23 protein-coding genes are annotated in these 21,269 nt (G+C 34.8%); 14 read left to right on the forward strand and 9 right to left on the reverse strand.

Annotation, left to right across the window (positions count from 1 at the left end):
• Window positions 1–984, forward strand: a complete 984-nt coding sequence (locus ACODSI_RS14190; RefSeq protein ID WP_488917521.1) for a DUF4837 family protein — start codon at window positions 1–3, stop codon at window positions 982–984.
• 1 nt (window position 985) lies between these two features.
• On the forward strand, window positions 986–1,438 hold the full coding sequence (locus ACODSI_RS14195; RefSeq protein ID WP_488917522.1) for a GNAT family N-acetyltransferase: 453 nt from the start codon (window positions 986–988) through the stop codon (window positions 1,436–1,438).
• Here ACODSI_RS14195 and ACODSI_RS14200 read toward each other — a convergent pair whose 3' ends face one another.
• From ACODSI_RS14200 to ACODSI_RS14230, 7 genes are all read right to left on the reverse strand, one after another.
• Complete coding sequence (locus ACODSI_RS14200) at window positions 1,439–2,254, reverse strand: OmpA family protein (RefSeq protein ID WP_488917523.1); 816 nt, start codon at window positions 2,252–2,254, stop codon at window positions 1,439–1,441.
• Window position 2,255: 1 nt separating this feature from the next.
• Window positions 2,256–3,890, reverse strand: a complete 1,635-nt coding sequence (locus tag ACODSI_RS14205; protein ID WP_488917524.1) for a S41 family peptidase — start codon at window positions 3,888–3,890, stop codon at window positions 2,256–2,258.
• 105 nt (window positions 3,891–3,995) lie between these two features.
• Complete coding sequence (gene rnpA / locus ACODSI_RS14210; protein WP_488917525.1) at window positions 3,996–4,391, reverse strand: ribonuclease P protein component; 396 nt, start codon at window positions 4,389–4,391, stop codon at window positions 3,996–3,998.
• An 8-nt stretch (window positions 4,392–4,399) separates the two neighbouring features.
• Window positions 4,400–4,804: a hypothetical protein gene (locus ACODSI_RS14215; protein WP_488917526.1), complete on the reverse strand. Its 405-nt coding sequence runs from the start codon at window positions 4,802–4,804 to the stop codon at window positions 4,400–4,402.
• A 78-nt stretch (window positions 4,805–4,882) separates the two neighbouring features.
• Window positions 4,883–6,766, reverse strand: a complete 1,884-nt coding sequence (locus ACODSI_RS14220; RefSeq protein WP_488917527.1) for a M1 family metallopeptidase — start codon at window positions 6,764–6,766, stop codon at window positions 4,883–4,885.
• A gap of 49 nt (window positions 6,767–6,815) precedes the next feature.
• A complete protein-coding gene (locus tag ACODSI_RS14225; RefSeq protein ID WP_488917528.1) occupies window positions 6,816–8,423 on the reverse strand; it encodes a S8 family peptidase in 1,608 nt (535 codons plus the stop codon).
• Between the two features lie 70 nt (window positions 8,424–8,493).
• Window positions 8,494–9,354 carry an MBL fold metallo-hydrolase gene (locus tag ACODSI_RS14230; RefSeq protein ID WP_488917529.1) on the reverse strand — a complete coding sequence of 287 codons (861 nt, stop codon included), beginning with the start codon at window positions 9,352–9,354 and terminating at the stop codon, window positions 8,494–8,496.
• Window positions 9,355–9,519: 165 nt separating this feature from the next.
• Between ACODSI_RS14230 and ACODSI_RS14235 the strand changes: the two genes are divergently transcribed.
• From ACODSI_RS14235 to sufD, 5 genes are read left to right on the forward strand one after another with little or no spacing between them, the layout of a single operon-like run.
• Window positions 9,520–9,849: a HesB/IscA family protein gene (locus ACODSI_RS14235; protein ID WP_488917530.1), complete on the forward strand. Its 330-nt coding sequence runs from the start codon at window positions 9,520–9,522 to the stop codon at window positions 9,847–9,849.
• 5 nt (window positions 9,850–9,854) lie between these two features.
• On the forward strand, window positions 9,855–11,303 hold the full coding sequence (sufB, locus tag ACODSI_RS14240) for a Fe-S cluster assembly protein SufB (RefSeq protein WP_488917531.1): 1,449 nt from the start codon (window positions 9,855–9,857) through the stop codon (window positions 11,301–11,303).
• 7 nt (window positions 11,304–11,310) lie between these two features.
• Window positions 11,311–11,658 (forward strand): four helix bundle protein, encoded by a 348-nt coding sequence (locus tag ACODSI_RS14245; RefSeq protein ID WP_488917532.1) that lies wholly within the window; start codon window positions 11,311–11,313, stop codon window positions 11,656–11,658.
• 46 nt (window positions 11,659–11,704) lie between these two features.
• Window positions 11,705–12,457: a Fe-S cluster assembly ATPase SufC gene (gene sufC / locus ACODSI_RS14250; protein WP_488917533.1), complete on the forward strand. Its 753-nt coding sequence runs from the start codon at window positions 11,705–11,707 to the stop codon at window positions 12,455–12,457.
• 1 nt (window position 12,458) lies between these two features.
• Window positions 12,459–13,775, forward strand: a complete 1,317-nt coding sequence (gene sufD, locus ACODSI_RS14255; protein ID WP_488917534.1) for a Fe-S cluster assembly protein SufD — start codon at window positions 12,459–12,461, stop codon at window positions 13,773–13,775.
• 74 nt (window positions 13,776–13,849) lie between these two features.
• Here sufD and ACODSI_RS14260 read toward each other — a convergent pair whose 3' ends face one another.
• Window positions 13,850–15,202: a serine hydrolase gene (locus ACODSI_RS14260; protein ID WP_488917535.1), complete on the reverse strand. Its 1,353-nt coding sequence runs from the start codon at window positions 15,200–15,202 to the stop codon at window positions 13,850–13,852.
• 192 nt (window positions 15,203–15,394) lie between these two features.
• Here ACODSI_RS14260 and ACODSI_RS14265 point away from each other — a divergent pair, with 192 nt between their 5' ends.
• The 7 genes from ACODSI_RS14265 (at window position 15,395) to ACODSI_RS14295 (ending at window position 19,752) form a co-directional block, all read left to right on the forward strand.
• Window positions 15,395–16,609 carry an aminotransferase class V-fold PLP-dependent enzyme gene (locus ACODSI_RS14265; RefSeq protein WP_488917536.1) on the forward strand — a complete coding sequence of 405 codons (1,215 nt, stop codon included), beginning with the start codon at window positions 15,395–15,397 and terminating at the stop codon, window positions 16,607–16,609.
• A 12-nt stretch (window positions 16,610–16,621) separates the two neighbouring features.
• Window positions 16,622–17,056 carry a hypothetical protein gene (locus ACODSI_RS14270; RefSeq protein WP_488917537.1) on the forward strand — a complete coding sequence of 145 codons (435 nt, stop codon included), beginning with the start codon at window positions 16,622–16,624 and terminating at the stop codon, window positions 17,054–17,056.
• Window positions 17,057–17,076: 20 nt separating this feature from the next.
• A complete protein-coding gene (locus ACODSI_RS14275) occupies window positions 17,077–17,496 on the forward strand; it encodes a SufE family protein (protein WP_488917538.1) in 420 nt (139 codons plus the stop codon).
• A 5-nt stretch (window positions 17,497–17,501) separates the two neighbouring features.
• Complete coding sequence (locus ACODSI_RS14280; protein ID WP_488917539.1) at window positions 17,502–17,825, forward strand: SUF system Fe-S cluster assembly protein; 324 nt, start codon at window positions 17,502–17,504, stop codon at window positions 17,823–17,825.
• Window positions 17,826–17,866: 41 nt separating this feature from the next.
• Window positions 17,867–18,247: a hypothetical protein gene (locus ACODSI_RS14285; RefSeq protein ID WP_488917540.1), complete on the forward strand. Its 381-nt coding sequence runs from the start codon at window positions 17,867–17,869 to the stop codon at window positions 18,245–18,247.
• Window positions 18,248–18,259: 12 nt separating this feature from the next.
• Window positions 18,260–18,766 carry a DUF2480 family protein gene (locus ACODSI_RS14290; RefSeq protein WP_488917541.1) on the forward strand — a complete coding sequence of 169 codons (507 nt, stop codon included), beginning with the start codon at window positions 18,260–18,262 and terminating at the stop codon, window positions 18,764–18,766.
• A gap of 101 nt (window positions 18,767–18,867) precedes the next feature.
• Entirely contained in the window at window positions 18,868–19,752 is an 885-nt protein-coding gene (locus tag ACODSI_RS14295) for a DUF3078 domain-containing protein (RefSeq protein ID WP_488917542.1), read from the forward strand.
• 42 nt (window positions 19,753–19,794) lie between these two features.
• Here the strand turns inward: ACODSI_RS14295 and hflX are convergent, their stop codons facing one another.
• Entirely contained in the window at window positions 19,795–21,021 is a 1,227-nt protein-coding gene (hflX, locus tag ACODSI_RS14300; protein ID WP_488917543.1) for a GTPase HflX, read from the reverse strand.
• Window positions 21,022–21,269 lie beyond the last annotated feature (248 nt).

A 21,269-nucleotide genomic window follows, 5' to 3' on the forward strand; every position in this document is an offset into this window, starting at 1 on the left:
ATGAATAAAGCCCTTTTTTTATTAATACCCATTACTTTTTTGGTGACTTCTTGTAATTCTAAAGAAGCCAAACCCAATAGCGAAACTTCTGGAAAAACCAATGAGGTTGCCGTTATTATTGACGACCAATTGTGGAACGGAGAAGTAGGCGATAGCATGAGAAATAAATTTGCTTCACCAGCTTTGGGTTTGCCACAAGAAGAGCCTGTTTTTACACTAAATCAATATCCTGTGAAATTGTTGGAAGGATTTATGTCCAACAGCCGAAACATCATTGTGGTTAAAAAGGAAGCTAAAAGTCAGTTTAGGATTGAAAATAACGAATATGCGAATCCTCAAGTCGTAGTACATATTTCTGGCGAAACCGTTCAGGAGATTTTAGATACCATTCAAAATAACGATTCGCTCATTATCAACCGCATTAAAGCCTCAGAAATTAAAGTCTTGCAAAAGCGAATCAAGCAAGATTCTTTGTTGGATACTAAAGCAATTTCCGAAAAATTTAATATTCGATTAGACATTCCTGTAAAGTATAAAATGGTGCTTAAAGGAAAAAAATTCCTTTGGTTTAAGAAAGAAATTACCAGCGGTAACCTGAGTTTGATTTTTTATCAAATTCCAATAACGAGTATTAAAGATAATGCTAAAGCCGTAGAACGAATCAAGCACATTCGCGATTCTATAGGTAGAATTTACATTCATGGTGCCGTTCCAAGAACCAGAATGATTACCGAGCCAGCATTTTCTCCGTATCTTTCTAAAACCGAAATTTTCAATAGGAAAGCTTTTGAAACTAAAGGCAATTGGGAATTGCTCAATGATTTTATGAACGGCCCATTCATCAATTATGCGATTGTAGATCCAAATAATAATCGAATTCTAGTTATCGAAGGATTTTGTTACGCGCCATCCAAACAGAAAAGAGATTTAATGTTCGAATTGGAAGCCATTATTAAATCGGTGCAATTTTTAAAAAAGAAATAAAATGACCCTAGTCCCAAAATGGAAAATAAAGCGTTTTAACGAACTTTCGCTGCAAGAACTATATACTTTATTAAAACTTCGTTCACACGTCTTTGTAGTGGAGCAAAATTGCGTTTATCAAGACATTGACGGTAAAGATGAAAAAGCATTGCACTTACTTGGTGAATTTGACGGACAAATTGTAGCGTATGCACGGTTGTTTAAAGCCGGCGATTATTTTGACAATGCTTCCATAGGACGCGTGGTTATTCATCCGGATTATCGGGATAAAAAATGGGGCCATCACATGATGCAAGCCGCTATTGCTGGAATTGAAAGTAATTTTGATACTAATAAAATTACTATTTCGGCACAATTGTATTTGCAGAAATTTTACGAAAGTCACGCTTTTGTGCAAACGAGCGAGATGTATTTAGAAGACGATATTCCGCATATCGAAATGAAAAGAGGGTAACTAGATTTTTGTAATCACCAACTCTACACGTCTATCGTATTCGGGTTCTTTACCTAGTGGCACGGTATTTCCATAGCCTTTAAAGGTCATTCTATTTTTAGGAACTCTTCTGAAAACCAAATATTTATACACCGATTGTGCTCTATTTGTAGATAGTTGACGTTTTTTAGTGTCTTTATCAATTGCTTCTCTTTGGTTCGGTGGTGTGCAGCAAACGTGTCCTTGAATTTCAAATTCAATATTTTTGTATCTCAAACACAAAAGTGCCACTTTATCCAATTCTGTTTTGGCTTTGGTTGTTAAATGACTGCTTCCTTTTTCAAATAAAATGTTTTCAAGATAAATATGATCGCCAACCACATGGTTTTTTTGAATCATATTGTAAAATCCTGGCAGTACTAATTTGGGAAGTTCTTTCAAATTCAACACCACATCCACACGACGATTTTTAGAGCGTTTTTCAGGAAGATTGTCCACAATATCATCGTCAATCAAGATTCGCCCTTTTCCTTCAATTGTAACGATTATTTTGCTTTTAATGCCGCTTTGAGTCAACTTGTTTTGAATAGTATTGGCTCTATTGGTAGACAATTTAAAATTGTAGGCTTCTTTCCCAATATCATCAGTGTAACCAAAGATTTGAATGGATTCAATTCGAGTAGAATCGGTATTTTTTATAAAATCGATGACTTCTTTAGCTTGTTTTTCGTCTAAGTTAAATTTGTCGAATTCGAAGTAAACAGATTTTACGGCTTCTTCTTGTGCATGTATAAATCCGAAGACCAACAGCGGTAAGTATTTTAAAAATCGCAACATTTTAATTTAAAATTTTATGGTATTCAGCAGGGTTTGCTAAAATGGCACTTGCTTTAGCTATTTCAGTATTGTTTTTGGTATAATACTGATATAGTCCTTCTTTGTATTGGTAACGTTTGATAATTTCGTCCAAAATTAATTTTTTGATTTCTTTTTGATTTTTATCCAAAAGGGCTTCTTCGCTTTTTTGTAAAGCAGCCATTAATTGGTCGTATTGAACCGTTATTGTTTCGTCAATTTTTTCTTTTTTGGCTTTTTCCATCGTATTTTTCAACGCCAATTCGGTTTCGGTATCAAAGCTTATTTTTTCCTTTTTTAAGAACGCTTTAAAATCGGCATAATCGCCCTCTGTAATGGTTGGAATTTTATCGCCAAGATTCGGATTTTTGTAGTAGTAATAGGTAGCGTAATTAAATATTCCATCGTTTTTTTGCAATACTTCTGCAATCGTACTCAGTTTAGAATTAGCCAATTCAACATCGGGTTGAATACCACCGCCATCATAAACGGTTCTTCCTTTTTTGGTTTTGAAAGCATTATATTTTGAAGCATCTGTTCGAACTGCTTTACCGTCTTTATCTTTATGCCAATAATCTAACGCCTGGATGCATCTTCCAGAAGGTGTGTAATAGCGTGAAATGGTAACTTTAACTTGAGTTCCATACGTCATGTCAATTGGGCGTTGCACCAATCCTTTTCCAAAACTTCTACAACCTACAATCACAGCACGGTCTAAATCTTGCAGAGCACCCGAAACAATTTCAGATGCCGAAGCACTTTTTCCATCTACAATTATTGCTAAAGGAATGTCTAAATCGATAGGTTCTCTAGTCGTTTTGTATGTAGTGTTGTATTTCGGGTTTTTAGATTTTGTAGTTACAATGGTTTCGCCTTTGGGCACAAAAAGATTGCACACATTAACCGCCTCATTAAGCAATCCGCCTGGGTTTCCTCGTAAATCTAAGATGATTCTTTGTGCGCCATCAGCTTTTAGTTTTTCTAGAGCTTCTTTGGTTTCTTGGGTCGTTTTTCTGTTGAATGCCGAAAGCACAATGTAACCCGTTTTGTCATCAATTTTGGCAAAATAAGGAACGGCTTTGATTTCTACTTCGTCTAAAACGATCTGTGCTGTTAAGGTTTTTCCTTGACGGATGTATTTTACATCAACCTTGGTGTTTTTGGCACCTTTTAGCAATTGCGAAGCATCGTCTTTAAAATCAGACAACATCACATCTCCAATTTGAATGATAGCATCACCAGCTTTTAATCCGGCTTTGTCAGCAGGAAATCCTTTGTAAGGTTCTTTGATGATCAGTTTGTCTTCTTTACGAGTTATCATGGCGCCAATTCCAGTATATTCACCAGTGTTGTTGATTTTAAATTTTACAACATCTTGTTCGTTAAAGTAATTGGTATACGGATCTAAATCGGCCAACATGCTCTTAATGGCTTTGTCCATCAATTCGGACGGATTAACCTCATCAACGTAATTTTGGTTTATCGTTTTAAAAAGTGTCGTGAAAATTTCAATTTGCTTGGCAATTTCAAAAAAATCGTCTTTGAAACTGGCAGCAAAAAACAAAAATCCAGAGGCTACTACCGGAATTACATATCTTTTTTTAAAGTATTGAAGCATAGTTATTTTTCTTTTTTCTGAATTTTAACAGACGAATTTAACAAACAAAATCAAATATATTGCATAAACGTCAAAAAACTAATTTTTTATGGCTTTGTTAAGAATTTAGTGTTTTTGAATGGGATTCAAATCTTCGTTTTTAAAAGCAACCCATTTTTCGAACAACAAAACCGTTTTTTCATTAATTTCCTGATAATTCAACCGCTCTTTGGTTTGATAAAAAAACATCATCGCATAAGGTTTGTCTAAATTATCATGAATCAAATGCTTGTTTAAGCGGTAGCATTCTCTCAATATCCTTTTAAAATAATTTCGATCAACGGCATTTTTAAAATGTTTTTTAGAAACAGAAACGCCAAAATTTATTTTTTCATCAGAAGCAATCAATGGAGCATAAACCAACCGCAATGGATATTTTGAAACCGATTTCCCTTCTGAGAAAAGTAAATCGATGGTTTTTCTGCTTTTAAGTTTTTCTTTTTTGGAATACGTAAAATCCATAATTGAATTTAATTATAGATGTTATAAACGAATTTCACTTCGTTGTAATTGATGTAAAACTGCATTCTATTTCCTTCATCTTTTCGTGTAATGACTAAGATTTTACATTTTGATCCGTTTTGATCAATACAATCAAATGGGACTATATCATTGGTTGGTGTTTCAATTTTATCGCCGTAGTTTTTTATGGTAAACACCTGAATTTCTGGTGAATTTACTACAATTCGATCTTTTTTGGCATCAATGGTTATGATCAATTCTGCCTTTACAAAATCGGACCATTGTCCCCATTCGTTTTTGGCATTTTTCTCAATAAAACTCACACTACTTGTTTTAAAAGCAAGGGTCTGACCATGGCTTTGCCATCCAATACTTAACAAAGTAAAAAGGAATATCAATTTGAAGTGTTTCATAAAATGACTTTTAATCGGCAGTAAAACTACAAATTCTATTTCAAAAAAAAGCGTCCTTTTGTGAGAACGCTTTTTGCTTTATTTTATTTCATAAACATTATTATCAGGTTTAACATCGGCCAATAAACCATTAGGGTCAATGGTGATTTTTTTGATACTGTTTTTGGGTTTATCAAGTTCAAAAAAATAATTAGGATTTCCCCAAGTCCAATCTTTTAAAACGGTTCTTTTGATTTCTGGGTTTTGATTTTCTTTTACAAAACTCATCATTCGCAGTGGTATGTAAAAACTCTCTTTGGTGCCATCTACATATTCAACTAAAAGATCAATTGGCATTGGTGTTCTACCGATTCGTTCTAATGAAATTCCGGTTTTTTGAACGCCATCGGTTGCGCTGTCAACAGTTTTAATTCCGTAATCAATGGTGTTTAAAGTTTCGGTCCAATCGGTTAAAAACCAATCTAGGTTGGCTCCCGAAACGCGTTCTGCAGTTCGTTTAATATCGTTTGGCGTAGGATGTTTAAATTTAAAATCGGCATAGTATTTTTGCAATGTTTTCATCAAATTTTCTTTTCCGATGAGGTACTGCAACTGCACTAGAAACACTTCACCTTTACTGTATGACGCAATGCTGTAACTTCTGTTTTCATCGTATCGATCGCCGTGGGTAGAAAGTGGTTGTTCTTTACCAGAATTAGCCAAAGCAACATAACTTTTAAGAGCGCTATTAAACGGATTTTCGACTTTTTTCTCAGCAATTTCGTTCATTCCTAAATCTTCAATAAACGACGTAAAACCTTCGTCCATCCATGGGTGCTTGCTTTCGTTGGACGCCAGTATGTGTTGGAACCACGAATGTCCCATTTCATGTGCAATAACGCCAACTAGTCCGTCGAGTTTTCCTTCACCCAAAATTAACGTACACATAGCATATTCCATTCCGCCATCGCCACCTTGAATCACCGAATATTGTTGATAGGGATATTTGCCAACAATTTTGTTATAATAGGCCATTAACTGAACCGTTTTTGGTTCGGCTTGTTTCCAATTTTCGATAATTGCTGGATTATTTTTGTAGATGAAATGCAAAGTCGTTCCAAAGGTTGTTGGAACCACATCGTGAATGTAATTTTTATCGGCAGCCCAAGTAAAGTCGTGCACATTTGGCGCGATAAAATGCCAAGTTAAGGTTTTTTGTTTTTTAGGAATCGTTACTACAACTCCTGCATCTTGATAGTTGTATCCGATTTCATTGCCGTTTTGTAAATAGCCACTTCCGCCCAAAAGATAGTTTTTGTCGATAGTAATTTTCACATCAAAATTTCCCCAAACGCCATGAAATTCTCTAGCTATGTAAGGATCGGCATGCCAACCTTCAAAATCAAATTCGGCCATTTTAGGATACCATTGTGCCATAGAAAGTTCGACGCCTTCTTTGTTATTTCTTCCCGAACGGCGAATTTGAACCGGAACTTGTCCTTCAAAATCTAACGTAAATGTAGTTGATTTTCCTGGTAAAAGTGGTTTAGCAAGCGTAACTTCTAAAATAGTTTCAACCTCTTTAGCAATGGCATTTTCACCATCTTGTTTGAAATTAGAAACATGTAAAAACCCAATTTCATCCGGTTGTAATTTTGAAATTCGGCTTTCTTTTACGTCTTTATCGCCTACTTTAATTTTGTTTACCATTCTGCCATCTGGATCTTTAATATTTTGCAAACGCAGGTCCATTTCGCTTCCTGGTTGAAAGGCATTGTTGTATAAATGATAAAAAACACGACGCAAGGTGTCGGAGGAATTATTGGTATACACTAATTCTTGTTTTCCTTTGTATTGATAGGTTTTTACATCCATGGTCACTTCCATTTTATAGTCAACATGTTGTTGCCAATAGCCTTTACTTTGTGCGGTCGTTTTGGATGTTGTGAAACCAATAATAACTAGTAAGAAAATCTTTTTCATAATTTAAAATGCTAAAAAAAAGGAAGGCGATTAACCTTCCTTCAGTGTCTTATTTTTTACTCTTTTTTCCTTTTTTTGGAGCGGTCTTTTTCGACATTTTCTCTGCCATTTGCAAGGCGTTGTAGGCGTTTACAATTCTACCCGAAACACACGTTGTTGCAAAAGGAACATTTTTCTTTTCTTCATCAACAATTACATTTTCAGTAATTGCAGTTCCAGAATCCATTAAAATATGTTTCACTTGAGAAGCCGTTAAACTTGGATAATACGAACGAATTAAAGCCGCAACTCCAGCCGCATTTGGTGAAGCCATTGACGTTCCTTGTTCGTATTTGTATTGGTTATTAGGAACGGTAGCATAAATTTCAACTCCAGGCGAGAAAACATCTACGTTTTTAGCACCATAGTTAGAGAAATCAGCAACAATTTTTTCACCATAAACATTATTTAAAGCGCCAATTGTGATTAGGTTATCTGCAATTTCTTTTCCATTAGCTTCGTCTGTTGGAAAGTTAGGCTCTGTATCTACATCTTTAGCATCATTACCAGCAGCATGAACAATTAAAACGTCTTTGCTAGCCGCATATTTGATAGCATCCCAAACCCATTCTTTGTGAGGAGAATAGTCTTTTCCGAAACTTCCATTGATGACTTTAGCACCATTGTCAACGGCATAACGAATCGCTAATGCGATATCTTTGTCATACTCATCTCCATTTGGAACGGCACGAACTGCCATAATTTCTACATTATCCGCTACTACACCATCACCACCTTTGTCGTTTCCTCTAATTTGAGCAATAATTCCAGCAACGTGTGTTCCGTGAAGCGCATCTTCTACATCTGGACCTTTTACATTTCCGTTACCGTAATGCGTCATTTCCATAGTATCTGGATTGTCACCTACTTTTCTACCGTTAAAATTAACATTCAAGTTGTAGTTTAATTGATCGTAAACATAATCAACATACGATTTAATTTCGTCTTGAAAACCTTCTCCAGCTTGCGTTGCAATACTGGTCATGATCATTTTACTTCTTCCTAAACCAGCATCGGTAGTAGAAATAGCTTTCAAATCGGCAAGGGTATATTTATCTTTTTTTAAATAGTCACGAATGTCTTTATCGGCTTTCGAAATCATGTCTACTTGAGGCTTTTGTTGGTTTAATTCGCCCAACTTTTTATCCAATTCAGCTTTTGCATTTTTGTAGGTTTCCGATCCATCGTCGCCTTTTTTAACGATGCGAGTCAGTTCTAGATTTTCATCTGTGGCTTCTCCTAAAAAGTTCCAACCGTGAACATCATCTACAAATCCGTTTTTATCGTCATCGATATTGTTTCCGGGAATTTCTTTTTTGTTGGTCCAAATTTTTCCTTTCAAATCTTCGTGGTCAATATCCAAACCAGAATCGACTACTCCAACAATGATTTTTGTTCCTTTTTTCCCTTTTAACAATTCGGCATATGCTTTATCAACGCTCATTCCAGGAATAGAATCTTTGGCTAAATCTAAATCACTCCAGCGCTTTTTTTGCACTTCGGTCAAAGCCGCTTTTTTTGTTGTAAATGTTTTGGTGTCTGATTTCTGTTGTGCATTCAATGAAGCACAGGCTAAAAGCGCTATTGCAGAAACATAAATAGGTTTTATTAATTCCATTTTGTATAAATTATTTTAGTAATCGGTATAAAAATATTGCGTTTTGTTACAATCTTATAAATCATTAACATTAGATTAAGATATCGTCGCAGCGAAAAACGTCTTTTAAACGAACGCCTTTTTCAGTTTTTTCGACAGTTATGATTTCGTTATGTGCGTCATGTTCGAGCATTAAATAATAATTATTATCTGCTGCTGCGTTCATAAATTTGGTTTTTTCATCTAAGGTTAACAAAGGTCTTGTATCATATCCCATCACATACGGAATCGGAATATGCCCAGCGGTTGCTAGTAAATCACCACAGAAAACAATGGTTTTATCTTGGTATCGAATGTGTGGAATCATTTGCTTTTCGGTATGGCCATCGGCAAAGAAAATTCCGAAGCCCAATTCGGAAGTTGATAAGAAATCTCCTTCAGGCCTTTGAATAAAATTTAGTTGTCCACTTTCTTGCATTGGAATAATATTTTCGTGTAAAAAAGAGGCTTTTTCTCTCGAATTTGGTTTCGTTGCCCACTCCCAATGGTTGTCGTTGGTCCAATATTTTGCATTTTTAAAAGCCACTTCGTAGCCACTTTTGTCTTTGTTCCAATTCACGCTTCCACCACAATGATCAAAATGCAAATGAGTCATAAAAACATCGGTCACGTCATCGCGGTGAAAACCATATTTCGCTAACGATTTGTCTAACGAATGCGTTCCCCAAAGCGAATAATAACTGAAAAATTTCTCCGATTGTTTATTCCCCATGCCCGTATCAATCAAAATTAACCGGTTTCCATCCTCAATTAAAAGACATCTTGCGGCAATATCAATGAGGTTATTTTCATCGGCCGGATTGGTTTTGTTCCAAATGGTTTTCGGTACCACACCAAACATGGCACCGCCGTCTAATTTGAAATTTCCAGCTTCAATAGGATATAGCTTCATTATTTTTAAATTTAAAACGTTGCAATTTACTAAATAGGTTGGTTTCGCAACTGTTAAAATCAATTTTTTCTATCCAGTCATTCGTTATAAAAATGTTAGTATTTGTTGAAAAAATAGATAATTGTAGTAACTTTGCCTGTTATTTAGACAAAATTAAAATAAGCTATGATCAAAGTTTCAGATGATGCAAGTAAAAAAATCGTTGCAATGATGCAAGAAGACGGTTTTGATGCGGCCAGAGATTACGTTCGTGTGGGCGTAAAAAGTGGCGGTTGTTCAGGTTTGTCGTATGAATTAAAGTTCGATAAAGAGTTGAGCGAAAACGATAAGGTTTTTGAAGATAATAATGTAAAAATTGCCGTGGAGAAAAAATCATTTTTGTATTTAGCAGGTACAATTTTAGAGTTTTCGGGCGGATTGAACGGAAAAGGATTTGTTTTTAACAATCCGAATGCCAGCAGAACTTGTGGTTGCGGAGAATCATTCTCGTTATAAAAAATATGGCAAAATATACAGAAGACGACTTAAAAGTCGAATTAGAAAATAAAGAATACGAATATGGATTTTACACCGATTTGGATTCGGAGACGTTTCCAATTGGGTTAAATGAAGATATTGTTCGTGCGATTTCAAAAAAGAAAGACGAACCGCAATGGATGACCGATTGGCGTATTGAAGCATTTCGTGCTTGGCAAGAAATGGTCGAACCAGAATGGGCAAATGTGCAGTATGAAAAACCTGATTTTCAAGCTATTTCGTATTATTCGGCACCCAAAAAAGCAGATCCAAACAAAACACTCGACGATGTTGATCCTGAACTTTTGGCGATGTACAAAAAACTGGGAATCTCTGTCGACGAACAAAAAATGATGAACAATGTCGCTATGGATATTGTAGTCGATTCGGTTTCGGTAGCGACTACTTTCAAGAAAACATTGGCAGAAAAAGGCATTATTTTCATGAGTATTTCGGAAGCCGTTCGCGAATATCCAGATTTGGTTCAAAAATATTTAGGAACGGTTGTGCCTCAACGAGACAACTTTTATGCCGCTTTAAATTCGGCTGTTTTTTCGGATGGAAGTTTCTGTTACATTCCGAAAGGTGTAAAATGTCCGATGGAATTATCAACGTATTTCCGTATCAATCAGGCAGGTACAGGTCAATTTGAACGTACCCTTTTAATTGCTGATGAAGGCAGTTATGTTTCGTATTTAGAAGGTTGTACCGCACCAAGTCGTGACGAAAATCAATTGCACGCGGCTGTTGTGGAGTTAATTGCGTTAGACGATGCTGAAATTAAATATTCAACCGTTCAAAACTGGTATCCAGGAAATAAAGAAGGAAAAGGTGGTGTGTTTAACTTCGTAACCAAAAGAGGAATTTGTGAAAAAAACGCCAAAATCTCATGGACACAAGTAGAAACAGGTTCGGCCGTAACTTGGAAATATCCTTCAGTAGTTTTAAAAGGCGATAATTCAATAGGCGAATTTTACTCGATTGCTGTTACTAATAATTTCCAACAAGCGGATACCGGAACTAAGATGGTGCATTTAGGAAAAAACACTAAATCGACGATTATTTCTAAAGGAATTTCAGCAGGAAAATCACAAAATAGTTACCGTGGTTTGGTTCGAATTAGTGCTAATGCAGACAATGCTAGAAATTTCTCACAATGTGATTCTCTTTTAATGGGAAATAATTGTGGCGCCCATACGTTTCCGTACATCGAAAGTAAAAATTCAAGTGCCAAAATCGAACACGAAGCAACAACATCCAAAATCGGAGAAGACCAAGTATTTTATTGCAACCAAAGAGGAATTCCAACGGAAAAAGCTATTGCGTTAATCGTAAATGGTTTCAGTAAAGAAGTTTTGAATAAATTACCGATGGAGTTTGCGGTTGAAGCTCAAAAATTATTGGAAATTTCGTTAGAAGGTTCCGTAGGATAATTTGAAAATGGAAGCAAAGGAAAATGTAATTATAAAATTAACGTTTCAATTTGCATTAGAAATTGTTAAGTATTGCGAAGATTTACAGTCGACCAAAAAATTTGTAATTGCAAATCAACTTTTAAAATCTGGAACATCAATTGGAGCAAATATAAGAGAAGCACAAAACTCAGAAAGTAAAGCAGATTTCATCCATAAATTTAAAATTGCTGCAAAAGAAATAGAAGAAACAACATATTGGTTAGAACTCTGTAAATATTCAGAAAACTACCCAAACACAGATGAATTAATTGAACAAATAAATAATATATCACGAATAGTCAATAAAATAATAATAACATCTAAACAAAAATAAACTTGGAATTTCCAAATTTCCAAATTATCAAATTTCCAAATTAATTATGTTATCAATAAAAAATCTACACGCTTCAGTTGAAGACAAAGAAATATTAAAAGGAATTAATCTTGAGATAAAAGCTGGAGAAGTTCACGCGATTATGGGACCAAATGGTGCCGGAAAATCAACACTTTCTTCCATCATTGCAGGAAATGAAAATTACGAAGTTTCTGAAGGAGAAATTCTTTTAGAAGGTGAAGATATTTCAGAATTAGCTCCAGAAGAAAGAGCACATAAAGGTGTTTTCTTATCGTTTCAATATCCAGTTGAAATTCCAGGAGTTTCTGTTACTAATTTTATCAAAACAGCTATTAACGAAAAGAGAAAAGCTAACGGGCAAGACGAAATGCCTGCCAACGAAATGTTGAAGTTAATTCGTGAGAAATCAGAATTATTAGAAATGGACAGAAAGTTCTTATCTCGTTCGTTAAACGAAGGTTTTTCGGGTGGAGAAAAGAAACGTAACGAAATTTTCCAAATGGCAATGTTGGAGCCAAAAATCGCGATTCTAGACGAAACCGATTCAGGTTTGGATATTGACGCACTTCGAATTGTGGCCAATGGTGTAAACAAATTGAAAAACGAAAACAACGCAGTGTTAGTAATTACGCACTACCAACGTTTGTTAGATTATATTATTCCGGATTTCGTTCACGTTTTGATGGATGGAAAAATCGTAAAATCGGGCGGAAAAGAATTGGCTTACGAATTGGAAGAAAAAGGATACGACTGGATTAAAGCTGAATTAGAAGTTTAATATGGAACTGAAAGAAAAATTAATCTCGTCTTTTATGGCGTTCGAAGAGCAAATCGATGTGACTTCTGAGTTGCATGATGTACGTACTTCGGCTATAAAAAACTTTGAAAATAAAGGGTTTCCAACCAAAAAAGAGGAAGCATGGAAATATACATCGCTGAATGCCATTTTAAAAAATGACTTCACCGTTTTTCCAAAACATGAGAATGCTATTGAATTTGCGGAAGTAAAAAAGTATTTTCTTCACGAAATTGACACCTACAAAGTGATTTTTGTAGATGGAAAATTCTCCTCATTTCTATCAGCAACTACGCACGACGGAGTTGATGTTTGCTTGATGTCATCGGCATTGACCAAACCCAAATACAAAATGGTTATTGACGAGTATTTCAATAAAATTGCGAGCAAGGATGAAACTTTAACAACATTGAATACCGCTTTCGCCAATGAAGGTGCCTACATCAATATTCCGAAAAGTAAAGTGGTTGAAAAACCCATCGAAATCATTTATTTTTCTACAGGAAAAGAAGATGCTTTGATGGTGCAACCACGAAATTTGGTAATCGTAGGCGAAAATGCGCACGTTCAAATTATTGAAAGACATCAAAGTTTGAATGAAAATCCGGTATTAACCAATGCCGTTACGGAGATTTTCGCTCAAAAACGCGCCATCGTTGATTATTATAAAATTCAAAACGATTTGCAATCGGCTAACTTGATTGATAACACGTATATATCTCAAAAACAAGAAAGTAGAGTTTCGGTTCATACGTTTTCTTTTGGTGGAAACATCACTAGAAACAACTTGAATTTTTATCATTTTGGCGAACGAATCGATTCGACGTTGAAAGGAATTACGATTATTGGCGATAAGCAACATGTGGATCATTATACACTGGTAAATCACGCAACGCCAAATTGCGAAAGCCATCAAAACTACAAAACCATTTTGGCTGATAGTTCAACAGGTGTTTTCAACGGAAAAATATTTGTAGAAAAAGAAGCGCAAAAAACGGATGCTTTTCAACAAAATAATAATATTTTAATTGGTGATAAAGCGACCATCAACGCCAAACCACAATTGGAAATTTTTGCTGACGATGTGAAATGTTCACACGGTTGCACGATAGGTCAATTGGACGAAAGCGCCATGTTTTACATGCAACAACGCGGAATTCCAAAGAAAGAAGCTAAAGCTTTGTTGATGTATGCGTTTTCTAACGAAGTGATTGAAAGCATTAAAATACCGGAATTGAAACAACGCATTACTAAGATTATTGCTAATAAATTAGGAGTGAATTTGGGGTTTGATTTGTAATTTTTAACCGCAAGGGTCGCTAAGATTTACGCAAAGAGCGCAAGGTATAAAATCTTTGCGCTCTTTGTGTTTTTTTACTTTGCGCTCTTTGCGGTTATAGAATAAACAACCCCACTCAACAATCCATTAAAATCAAATTCTTCGCTTAATCCCATGCGCACAATTACTAAATCCTGGCTTGGAAAAATGGCTACCATTTGTCCTTGATAGCCGCTGCAATAATACATGTCTTTGGGCACATCTGGGAATTTTCCACCAGCGTTCAACCAAAATTGAGCACCGTAATTTCCGTTAGAAGTATTGGTTGGTGTAGCCACATATTTTGCCCAACTTTCGTCAAATAGTTGTTCGCCGTTCCAATTGCCTTTGTGTAGGTACAATAAGCCAAATTTTGCCCAATCTCGAGTGGTGGCCCAGCCATAAGATGAACCCACAAAATTCCCAGCCATATCAGTTTCTACAATTGCCGAATTCATGCCTATTTTGTCTAATAAATTGGTGTACCAAAAATCCAAATACTCTTGATGGGTTTTGAATTGTTTTCGTAAAATGCCACTCAGCAAATTGGTAGTTCCTGATGAATAATTCCAGTGTGTGTTGGGTTTAAATGCAGTAGGTTTTTCGGCTTGAGACTGACTCATGTCTTCCGCTTGGAACAACATTTGGGTCACGTCTGAAATTTTAGAATAATCTTCTTCCCAAGCCAAGCCCGAATTCATATGAAGCAAATCGTTGATGGTAATGTTTTTGCGCTCATCGTTCTTCCATTCGGCAATAGGTGCTGGTTTCATGATGTCGATTTTAACTTGTTTTTGCAGAATTCCAAAATACGTTCCAGTCAGACTTTTAGTCATCGACCAACCCAAGATTCTGGAGTTTTTATCAAAGCCCGTATCATATTTTTCGGCAATAATTTTGTCTTTGTAAATAACAATTACGGCACGAGTTCGTTTGCTTTTTTCTCCTTTTTTATCAAAAGCATTTGCTACTATTGCATTTAATTTTTTATAATCAATGTTAGAAAAAAGGGTGTCTTTTGGGTCTAAATTTCCATACGGAAAAGGTAAATTAGTATTAGGTTTCGTTCGTTTCGGAACTTCATAGGGTTTGGTAACATCAAAATCATCATTAATCAAGGTTGCACCCAAACCTTCACGATAAATGGCTTTGCGTTCTTTCAATCCGTGAACTGATGAAACTGCAAATTTTCCATTCTCATCAATGGTGTTGGTGGCCCAATTCACTTTATCAATATCGTTGTCGCCTTGCTCAATGGTTGGAACGGAACGATGATCTAAAAAATGTCCTGAAGCCACACTTTTGGCCGAAAAACCTGAAATTAAATCGAGTTGCGGATAAATTGAAATTCGTAGGTAAACTAAAGCAGCAACAAGAAGCAGCGCGAAGATTTTCAGAAATTTTTTCATTTAAAGTATGATTTTGATGCAATTTAGGAAATAATGAACTCAGATTTCACAGATTGGCACAAATTTAAAATCTAATCTGTAGTAATTTGTGAAATTAATGTTCTATAAAACTTTGATTTTATTAACATCTGTTTGGTAAAAATCAATTTCAATTGTATTACTTTTGTATTTAGAAAAATTCTAAATAAACAAATGTTAGACATTCAAAAAATACGTGCTGATTTCCCTATACTTTCCCAAAAAGTAAACGGAAAACCGTTGGTTTATTTCGATAACGGAGCCACCTCGCAGAAACCTAAAGTAGTGATAGATGCGATAACTAAATATTACGAAGAAATTAACGCAAATATTCATCGTGGCCTGCATACCTTAAGTCAATTAGCGACAGATGCGTATGAAGTTTCAAGAGGAAAAATCCAAAATCATATCAATGCTAAATTTCCACATGAAGTGATTTTCACATCCGGAACGACACATGCTATTAATGCAGTTGCCAATGGTTTTGCATCGATTGTAAAAGCTGGCGATGAGGTTTTGGTTTCGGCTTTAGAGCATCATAGTAATATTGTGCCTTGGCAGATGTTGTGTGAACGAACTGGAGCGACTTTGAAAGTCATTCCGATGAATGAAAACGGTGAGTTAATTATGTCAGATTTTGACCGATTACTTTCTGAAAAAACTAAAATTGTTACGGTGAATCACATTTCCAATGCATTAGGAACGATTAATCCTATTGCCTATATGATTGAAAAAGCACATCAAGTGGGTGCTGCGATTTTGATTGATGGCGCACAAGCAACGCCGCATTTAAAACCCGATGTTCAGGCTTTAGATTGCGATTTTTATGTGTTTTCTGGACATAAAATTTGCGGACCAACAGGCGTTGGAATTTTATATGGAAAAGAAGATTGGTTGCGAAAATTGCCTCCTTATCAAGGTGGTGGCGAAATGATTGCTACGGTTTCGTTTGAAAAAACAACCTATGCCGATTTACCTCATAAATTTGAAGCCGGAACACCCAATATTGAAGCCGGAATCGTGTTAGGAACTGCGATAGATTATCTAAACGGAATAGGTTTTGAAAACATAGCCGCATATGAACATGAATTGTTGGACTATGCAACGGCTAAATTATTAGAGATAGAAGGGTTAAAAATCTTCGGAACTGCGAAAGAAAAAACATCCGTAATTTCTTTTAATATTGAAGGCATTCACCCGTATGATATTGGCACGATTATCGATAAATTAGGTATAGCAGTACGAACTGGACACCATTGTGCCCAACCGATAATGGATTTTTATAAAATTCCAGGAACAATTCGAGCCAGTTTCGCTTTTTATAACACTAAAGAAGAAATTGATATCTTTGTAGAAGCGATTAAAAAAGCCAAAACAATGTTGTCTTAAAACGATAAAACTATGAAAGCTATTTCCTTAATTTTAATTACCATTTTTATGGCAAAAGGATGTTCTCAGGAAGCTAAAAATGATTTGGCCAACGCCGAAATTGTATACACTGCGAATACGAGAGGATTTTATCAGAAAATCACCATCCAAAATCACGAAGTGTTTGTTAATACAACGAGAGGAGATGAAAGTAAAGGCGATGCTAGTACCATATCTGATGCTGATTGGAAGGAATTGGTAAGTGATTTTGAAACTATACCCTTAGACAGTTTGGCCACTTATAAAGATCCAACTCAAAAGCGGTTTTATGATGGTGCGGCTATAGCCAATTTGAAAGTAACGTACAAAGAAAAAGAATACCAAACACTCGATTTTGACCACGGTTTTCCACCTGTGGAAATTGAAAAACTGGTACATAAAATAGTAGCGTTAGGAAAGAAAGAATAGCTTAAATCAGTATAACAAAAATGACAATACAAGAGATACAAGACGAAATTGTTGATGAGTTTTCGATGTTTGATGATTGGATGGAACGTTACGAGTATATCATTGAACTTGGTAAATCATTGCCATTAATCGATGATCAATACAAAACAGAAGACAACATTATCAAAGGATGTCAATCCAAAGTTTGGGTTCATGGAGAAGAAAATGATAACAAAATTGTGTTTACTGCTGATAGTGATGCAATATTAACTAAAGGTATTATTGCCATTTTGATTAGAGCTTTTTCCAATCAGAAAGCAGCGGATATTTTGGAGGCTAATACCGAATTTATTGATAAAATAGGATTGAAAGAACATTTGTCACCAACTCGTGCTAACGGTTTGGTTTCGATGATAAAACAAATTAAAATGTATGCTTTGGCATTTGATGCTAAGAATTAAAAATTATGGAAGAATTTAAAGACGAAATCAATTTAGGAGAAAACGTAGTAAAGGTTTTAAAAGGTATTTATGACCCAGAAATTCCGGTTGATATATACGAATTAGGACTCATTTACGATGTAATGATTAATGAGGATAACGAAGTAAAAGTATTGATGACTTTAACCTCGCCAAATTGTCCAGTGGCCGAGACTTTGCCAAGAGAAGTAGAAGAAAAAATAACGAAAATAGACGCCGTTAAATCGTGTGAAGTAGAAATTACTTTTGATCCGCCATGGAGTAAAGATTTAATGAGTGAAGAAGCTAAGTTAGAGTTGGGAATGTTATAAGTTGGTTTTTATTATAAATGAAAATGAAAATGAAAATGAAAATGAAAAAGAATATTAGTCTAGTGATTTTAGTATCTCTTTTATTTGTGGGTTGGAATACATTTCAAAAAAATGATTTTATTTTCCAACGAGGAAATCAAAAAATGATTATAAAATTAGAGAATGGACAATCCTATATTAAATGGAATGTAAAATCAAAGCTAATAATAAAACTAGAAAATATAGACCCAATAAAATTATCTTTTGCAGGCCCTGGCATTTCAAATTTAAAAATTGAAAATAGCAAAGAAGAGGTTCAACTCGATATACTTGTGCCAAAACAGAATAAAGAAAGAGGGATCTTAAAATATTTTGTTTCTGGGAAAGATTCGAAAGATTCAACTTGGACACATTATTTTAGTATTCAGATTAAAAATCATTAGAGATTTTAATAAATGGAAGAAATAATCAATAAAGTAGCCAATTCGGTGCTCGAAGTTTTCGATTTGGAAGATTATTATCCAAAGGGAGTTAGAACACAGATTGATATTTCGCAATGGCTTTACGAGGGTTTTCTTTTGAAAGAAAAAGATTTTCGTGAAGCATTAAAAGCGCATGATTGGTCGCAATATCAAGATCATTTTGTAGCAATTCATTGTGCGACCGATGCCATAATCCCTGCTTGGGCAAGTATTTTAGTGACTACCTATGTGGCGCCTTTTGCTCAAAAAGTAGTCTTAGGAACGGTATCCGATTTAGAAACTTCACTGTATCAAGATATTCTTTCCAAAATTGATTATTCGATTTATCAAGACAAACCAATTATCTTAAAAGGCTGTTCTAAAAAACCCGTACCCGAAAGTGCTTATGTATTTGCAATTCAACAACTTCAGTTGGTTGCTAAAAGCGTCATGTATGGCGAAGCTTGTTCGGCGGTTCCATTGTTTAAAAAATCGAAATAGTTCATAAATTTTTAGTTTTTAGTGTTAGTTTTTTCATAAAGAGTTGTTCTAAGTAGATACTATTTTTACTTTTGCACCGAATTTTAAAAACGTTACTAAGAATGAAGAAAGTTGTTCTGATTATAGGTTTGCTTTTTATATATAATGGTCTTTTTGCTCAAACGAGTGAAAAAGAATTTCTTAAAAAGACGGAAGAAATAATTGCAAAAATATCACAAGAAAAGCCTAATGGTTGGGAAAAGAAAGGAATGTTTACTTTTTTAGCCAATCAAGCTTCTTTTAACAATTGGTTAGCTGGTGGTCAGAGTAATGTTTCGGGAAGTATTGGGCTGAATTATGATCTTAACTATAAAAGCGATAGTTGGACTTGGGATAATAAATTAATTGCAGCTTATGGACTTACCAAAATTAAGTACCAAGAAATGCAAAAATCGGATGACCGTTTTCAAATAAGCTCTTTGTTAGGAAAAAAAGCTGGTGGCGAGTGGTTTTATTCAGGGTTTATAAATTTTAAAACCCAATTTGATTCTGGATTTGAATCGGGTGTTAAAACCTCACATTTCTTTTCTCCTGCTTATCTTCAATTTGGTCCCGGAATGCTTTGGAAAAAAAGTGATAATTTAAAGATTAACTTGGCTCCAGCCACTTCTAAATTAATTGTAGTTCATAAACATTTTACAGAATTAGGTCCATCATTTGGTGTGCTTCAAGGAGAATCTAGCCGTTATGAATTTGGTGCCGCCGTTAATGGGTATTACAAATTCAAATTGATGGAAAATGTTACGGTAGAAAATATTTTGAATTTGTATTCTAATTATTCGGAAAAACCAGAAAACATTGATGTTGATTATACTTTGAATATTGCCATGAAAGTGAATAAATATTTGTCTACCAATTTGGCTTTTCAGACTATTTATGACGACAATGCTTTTTCTGGATTTCAAACCCGACAAGTTATTGGTTTAGGAGTTAATTATGGTTTTTAGAAAACACATATTATAAAAAAAGCCCTTATTTAAGGGCTTTTTTTATTCTTCTTTATCTATAGCATCTTTATAATCTGGGTATAAGAATTTGTTGTATGGGAAGCGCGTTATGTGAATTGCTCGTACAGCTTCATAAACCACTTCTCTAAATTGCTCAAAATTTTCTTTTTCAGTAGCAGAAATGAACAGTGCATTTTTTTCACCTACATTATTCATCCAAGTTTGCATCCACTCCTCTAGTGTGTAATGTTTAGACGTTTTTTCGGTTATTAAGTCATCTTCATCAATGGTTAGATGTTTATAGGCATCAATTTTATTAAAAACCATAATAGTTGGTTTGTCATTACTTTTGATGTCCATCAAAATTTGATTAACCGATTCAATATGATCTTCAAAATCGGGATGTGAAATGTCTACAACATGAAGCAGCAAATCGGCTTCACGAACTTCATCCAAGGTACTTTTAAAAGATTCGACCAATTGAGTTGGCAATTTTCTAATAAATCCAACGGTATCGGAAAGCAAGAAAGGCATGTTTTTTATCACTACTTTCCTAACGGTAGTATCTAAAGTAGCAAACAATTTATTTTCTACAAATACATCGCTTTTGCCCACAGCATTCATTAAGGTAGATTTTCCCACATTGGTATAACCAACTAAAGCTACTCGAACCATTGCGCCACGATTGCCACGCTGAACCGACATTTGTCTGTCTATAGTTTTGATTTTTTCTTTTAATAAAGCAATTCTATCACGAACGATACGACGGTCGGTCTCAATTTCGGTTTCTCCAGGACCACGAAGACCAATACCTCCTTTTTGACGTTCAAGATGCGTCCACATTCCAGAAAGTCTGGGTAATAAATATTGACATTGAGCCAATTCAACTTGAGTTCTAGCATAGGAAGTTTCTGCTCTCTGAGCAAAAATATCAAGAATTAAATTGGTTCTGTCTAATACTTTGCAATCTAATATTTTAGAAATATTTTTTTGCTGTGAAGGCGATAATTCATCATCAAATATAACGGTAGAAATATCGTTTTCTTTAATGTAAAGTGCTATTTCATCCATTTTCCCAGTTCCTAAAAAGGTCTTAGGATTGGGTTTATCCATCTTTTGCCAAAAACGCTTTACTACTTCTCCTCCAGCTGTAAAAGTCAAAAACTCTAATTCATCAAGATACTCAATCAGTTTTTCTTCATTTTGATTCTGAGTTACTATTCCAACAATGACCGTTTTTTCAAAATTTATTTTTTCTTTTTCTAACATAACTCTTTTTTCTTTTGCAAAAATAGACAAAATGCACAAATAATCGATTATCTGCAAGCTTAATTAATATGCACAAATTTCTTTAGTTAAAATAATTGATTTTACGACTTTATTTATAAATTTTGTTAAATTTGGAGATTAAAACAAAACTAAAACTAAAAATTAATTAACTAAAAACTTCTTGTTAATGAAGAAAATTACTTTACTGATTATTGCTTTACTTTTCTCGGTAGCAGGTTTTTCTCAGT

The sequence above is a fragment of the Flavobacterium sp. FG139 genome (assembly GCF_057809695.1).

What these genes read in the sequence shown, in the direction of transcription:
- ACODSI_RS14190 (WP_488917521.1), top strand. Translation starts at nt 1, where the DNA reads ATGAATAAAGCCCTTTTTTTATTAATACCCATTACTTTTTTGGTGACT.
- ACODSI_RS14195 (WP_488917522.1), top strand. Translation starts at nt 986, where the DNA reads ATGACCCTAGTCCCAAAATGGAAAATAAAGCGTTTTAACGAACTTTCG.
- ACODSI_RS14200 (WP_488917523.1), bottom strand. Translation starts at nt 2,254, where the DNA reads ATGTTGCGATTTTTAAAATACTTACCGCTGTTGGTCTTCGGATTTATA.
- ACODSI_RS14205 (WP_488917524.1), bottom strand. Translation starts at nt 3,890, where the DNA reads ATGCTTCAATACTTTAAAAAAAGATATGTAATTCCGGTAGTAGCCTCT.
- rnpA (WP_488917525.1), bottom strand. Translation starts at nt 4,391, where the DNA reads ATGGATTTTACGTATTCCAAAAAAGAAAAACTTAAAAGCAGAAAAACC.
- ACODSI_RS14215 (WP_488917526.1), bottom strand. Translation starts at nt 4,804, where the DNA reads ATGAAACACTTCAAATTGATATTCCTTTTTACTTTGTTAAGTATTGGA.
- ACODSI_RS14220 (WP_488917527.1), bottom strand. Translation starts at nt 6,766, where the DNA reads ATGAAAAAGATTTTCTTACTAGTTATTATTGGTTTCACAACATCCAAA.
- ACODSI_RS14225 (WP_488917528.1), bottom strand. Translation starts at nt 8,423, where the DNA reads ATGGAATTAATAAAACCTATTTATGTTTCTGCAATAGCGCTTTTAGCC.
- ACODSI_RS14230 (WP_488917529.1), bottom strand. Translation starts at nt 9,354, where the DNA reads ATGAAGCTATATCCTATTGAAGCTGGAAATTTCAAATTAGACGGCGGT.
- ACODSI_RS14235 (WP_488917530.1), top strand. Translation starts at nt 9,520, where the DNA reads ATGATCAAAGTTTCAGATGATGCAAGTAAAAAAATCGTTGCAATGATG.
- sufB (WP_488917531.1), top strand. Translation starts at nt 9,855, where the DNA reads ATGGCAAAATATACAGAAGACGACTTAAAAGTCGAATTAGAAAATAAA.
- ACODSI_RS14245 (WP_488917532.1), top strand. Translation starts at nt 11,311, where the DNA reads ATGGAAGCAAAGGAAAATGTAATTATAAAATTAACGTTTCAATTTGCA.
- sufC (WP_488917533.1), top strand. Translation starts at nt 11,705, where the DNA reads ATGTTATCAATAAAAAATCTACACGCTTCAGTTGAAGACAAAGAAATA.
- sufD (WP_488917534.1), top strand. Translation starts at nt 12,459, where the DNA reads ATGGAACTGAAAGAAAAATTAATCTCGTCTTTTATGGCGTTCGAAGAG.
- ACODSI_RS14260 (WP_488917535.1), bottom strand. Translation starts at nt 15,202, where the DNA reads ATGAAAAAATTTCTGAAAATCTTCGCGCTGCTTCTTGTTGCTGCTTTA.
- ACODSI_RS14265 (WP_488917536.1), top strand. Translation starts at nt 15,395, where the DNA reads ATGTTAGACATTCAAAAAATACGTGCTGATTTCCCTATACTTTCCCAA.
- ACODSI_RS14270 (WP_488917537.1), top strand. Translation starts at nt 16,622, where the DNA reads ATGAAAGCTATTTCCTTAATTTTAATTACCATTTTTATGGCAAAAGGA.
- ACODSI_RS14275 (WP_488917538.1), top strand. Translation starts at nt 17,077, where the DNA reads ATGACAATACAAGAGATACAAGACGAAATTGTTGATGAGTTTTCGATG.
- ACODSI_RS14280 (WP_488917539.1), top strand. Translation starts at nt 17,502, where the DNA reads ATGGAAGAATTTAAAGACGAAATCAATTTAGGAGAAAACGTAGTAAAG.
- ACODSI_RS14285 (WP_488917540.1), top strand. Translation starts at nt 17,867, where the DNA reads ATGAAAAAGAATATTAGTCTAGTGATTTTAGTATCTCTTTTATTTGTG.
- ACODSI_RS14290 (WP_488917541.1), top strand. Translation starts at nt 18,260, where the DNA reads ATGGAAGAAATAATCAATAAAGTAGCCAATTCGGTGCTCGAAGTTTTC.
- ACODSI_RS14295 (WP_488917542.1), top strand. Translation starts at nt 18,868, where the DNA reads ATGAAGAAAGTTGTTCTGATTATAGGTTTGCTTTTTATATATAATGGT.
- hflX (WP_488917543.1), bottom strand. Translation starts at nt 21,021, where the DNA reads ATGTTAGAAAAAGAAAAAATAAATTTTGAAAAAACGGTCATTGTTGGA.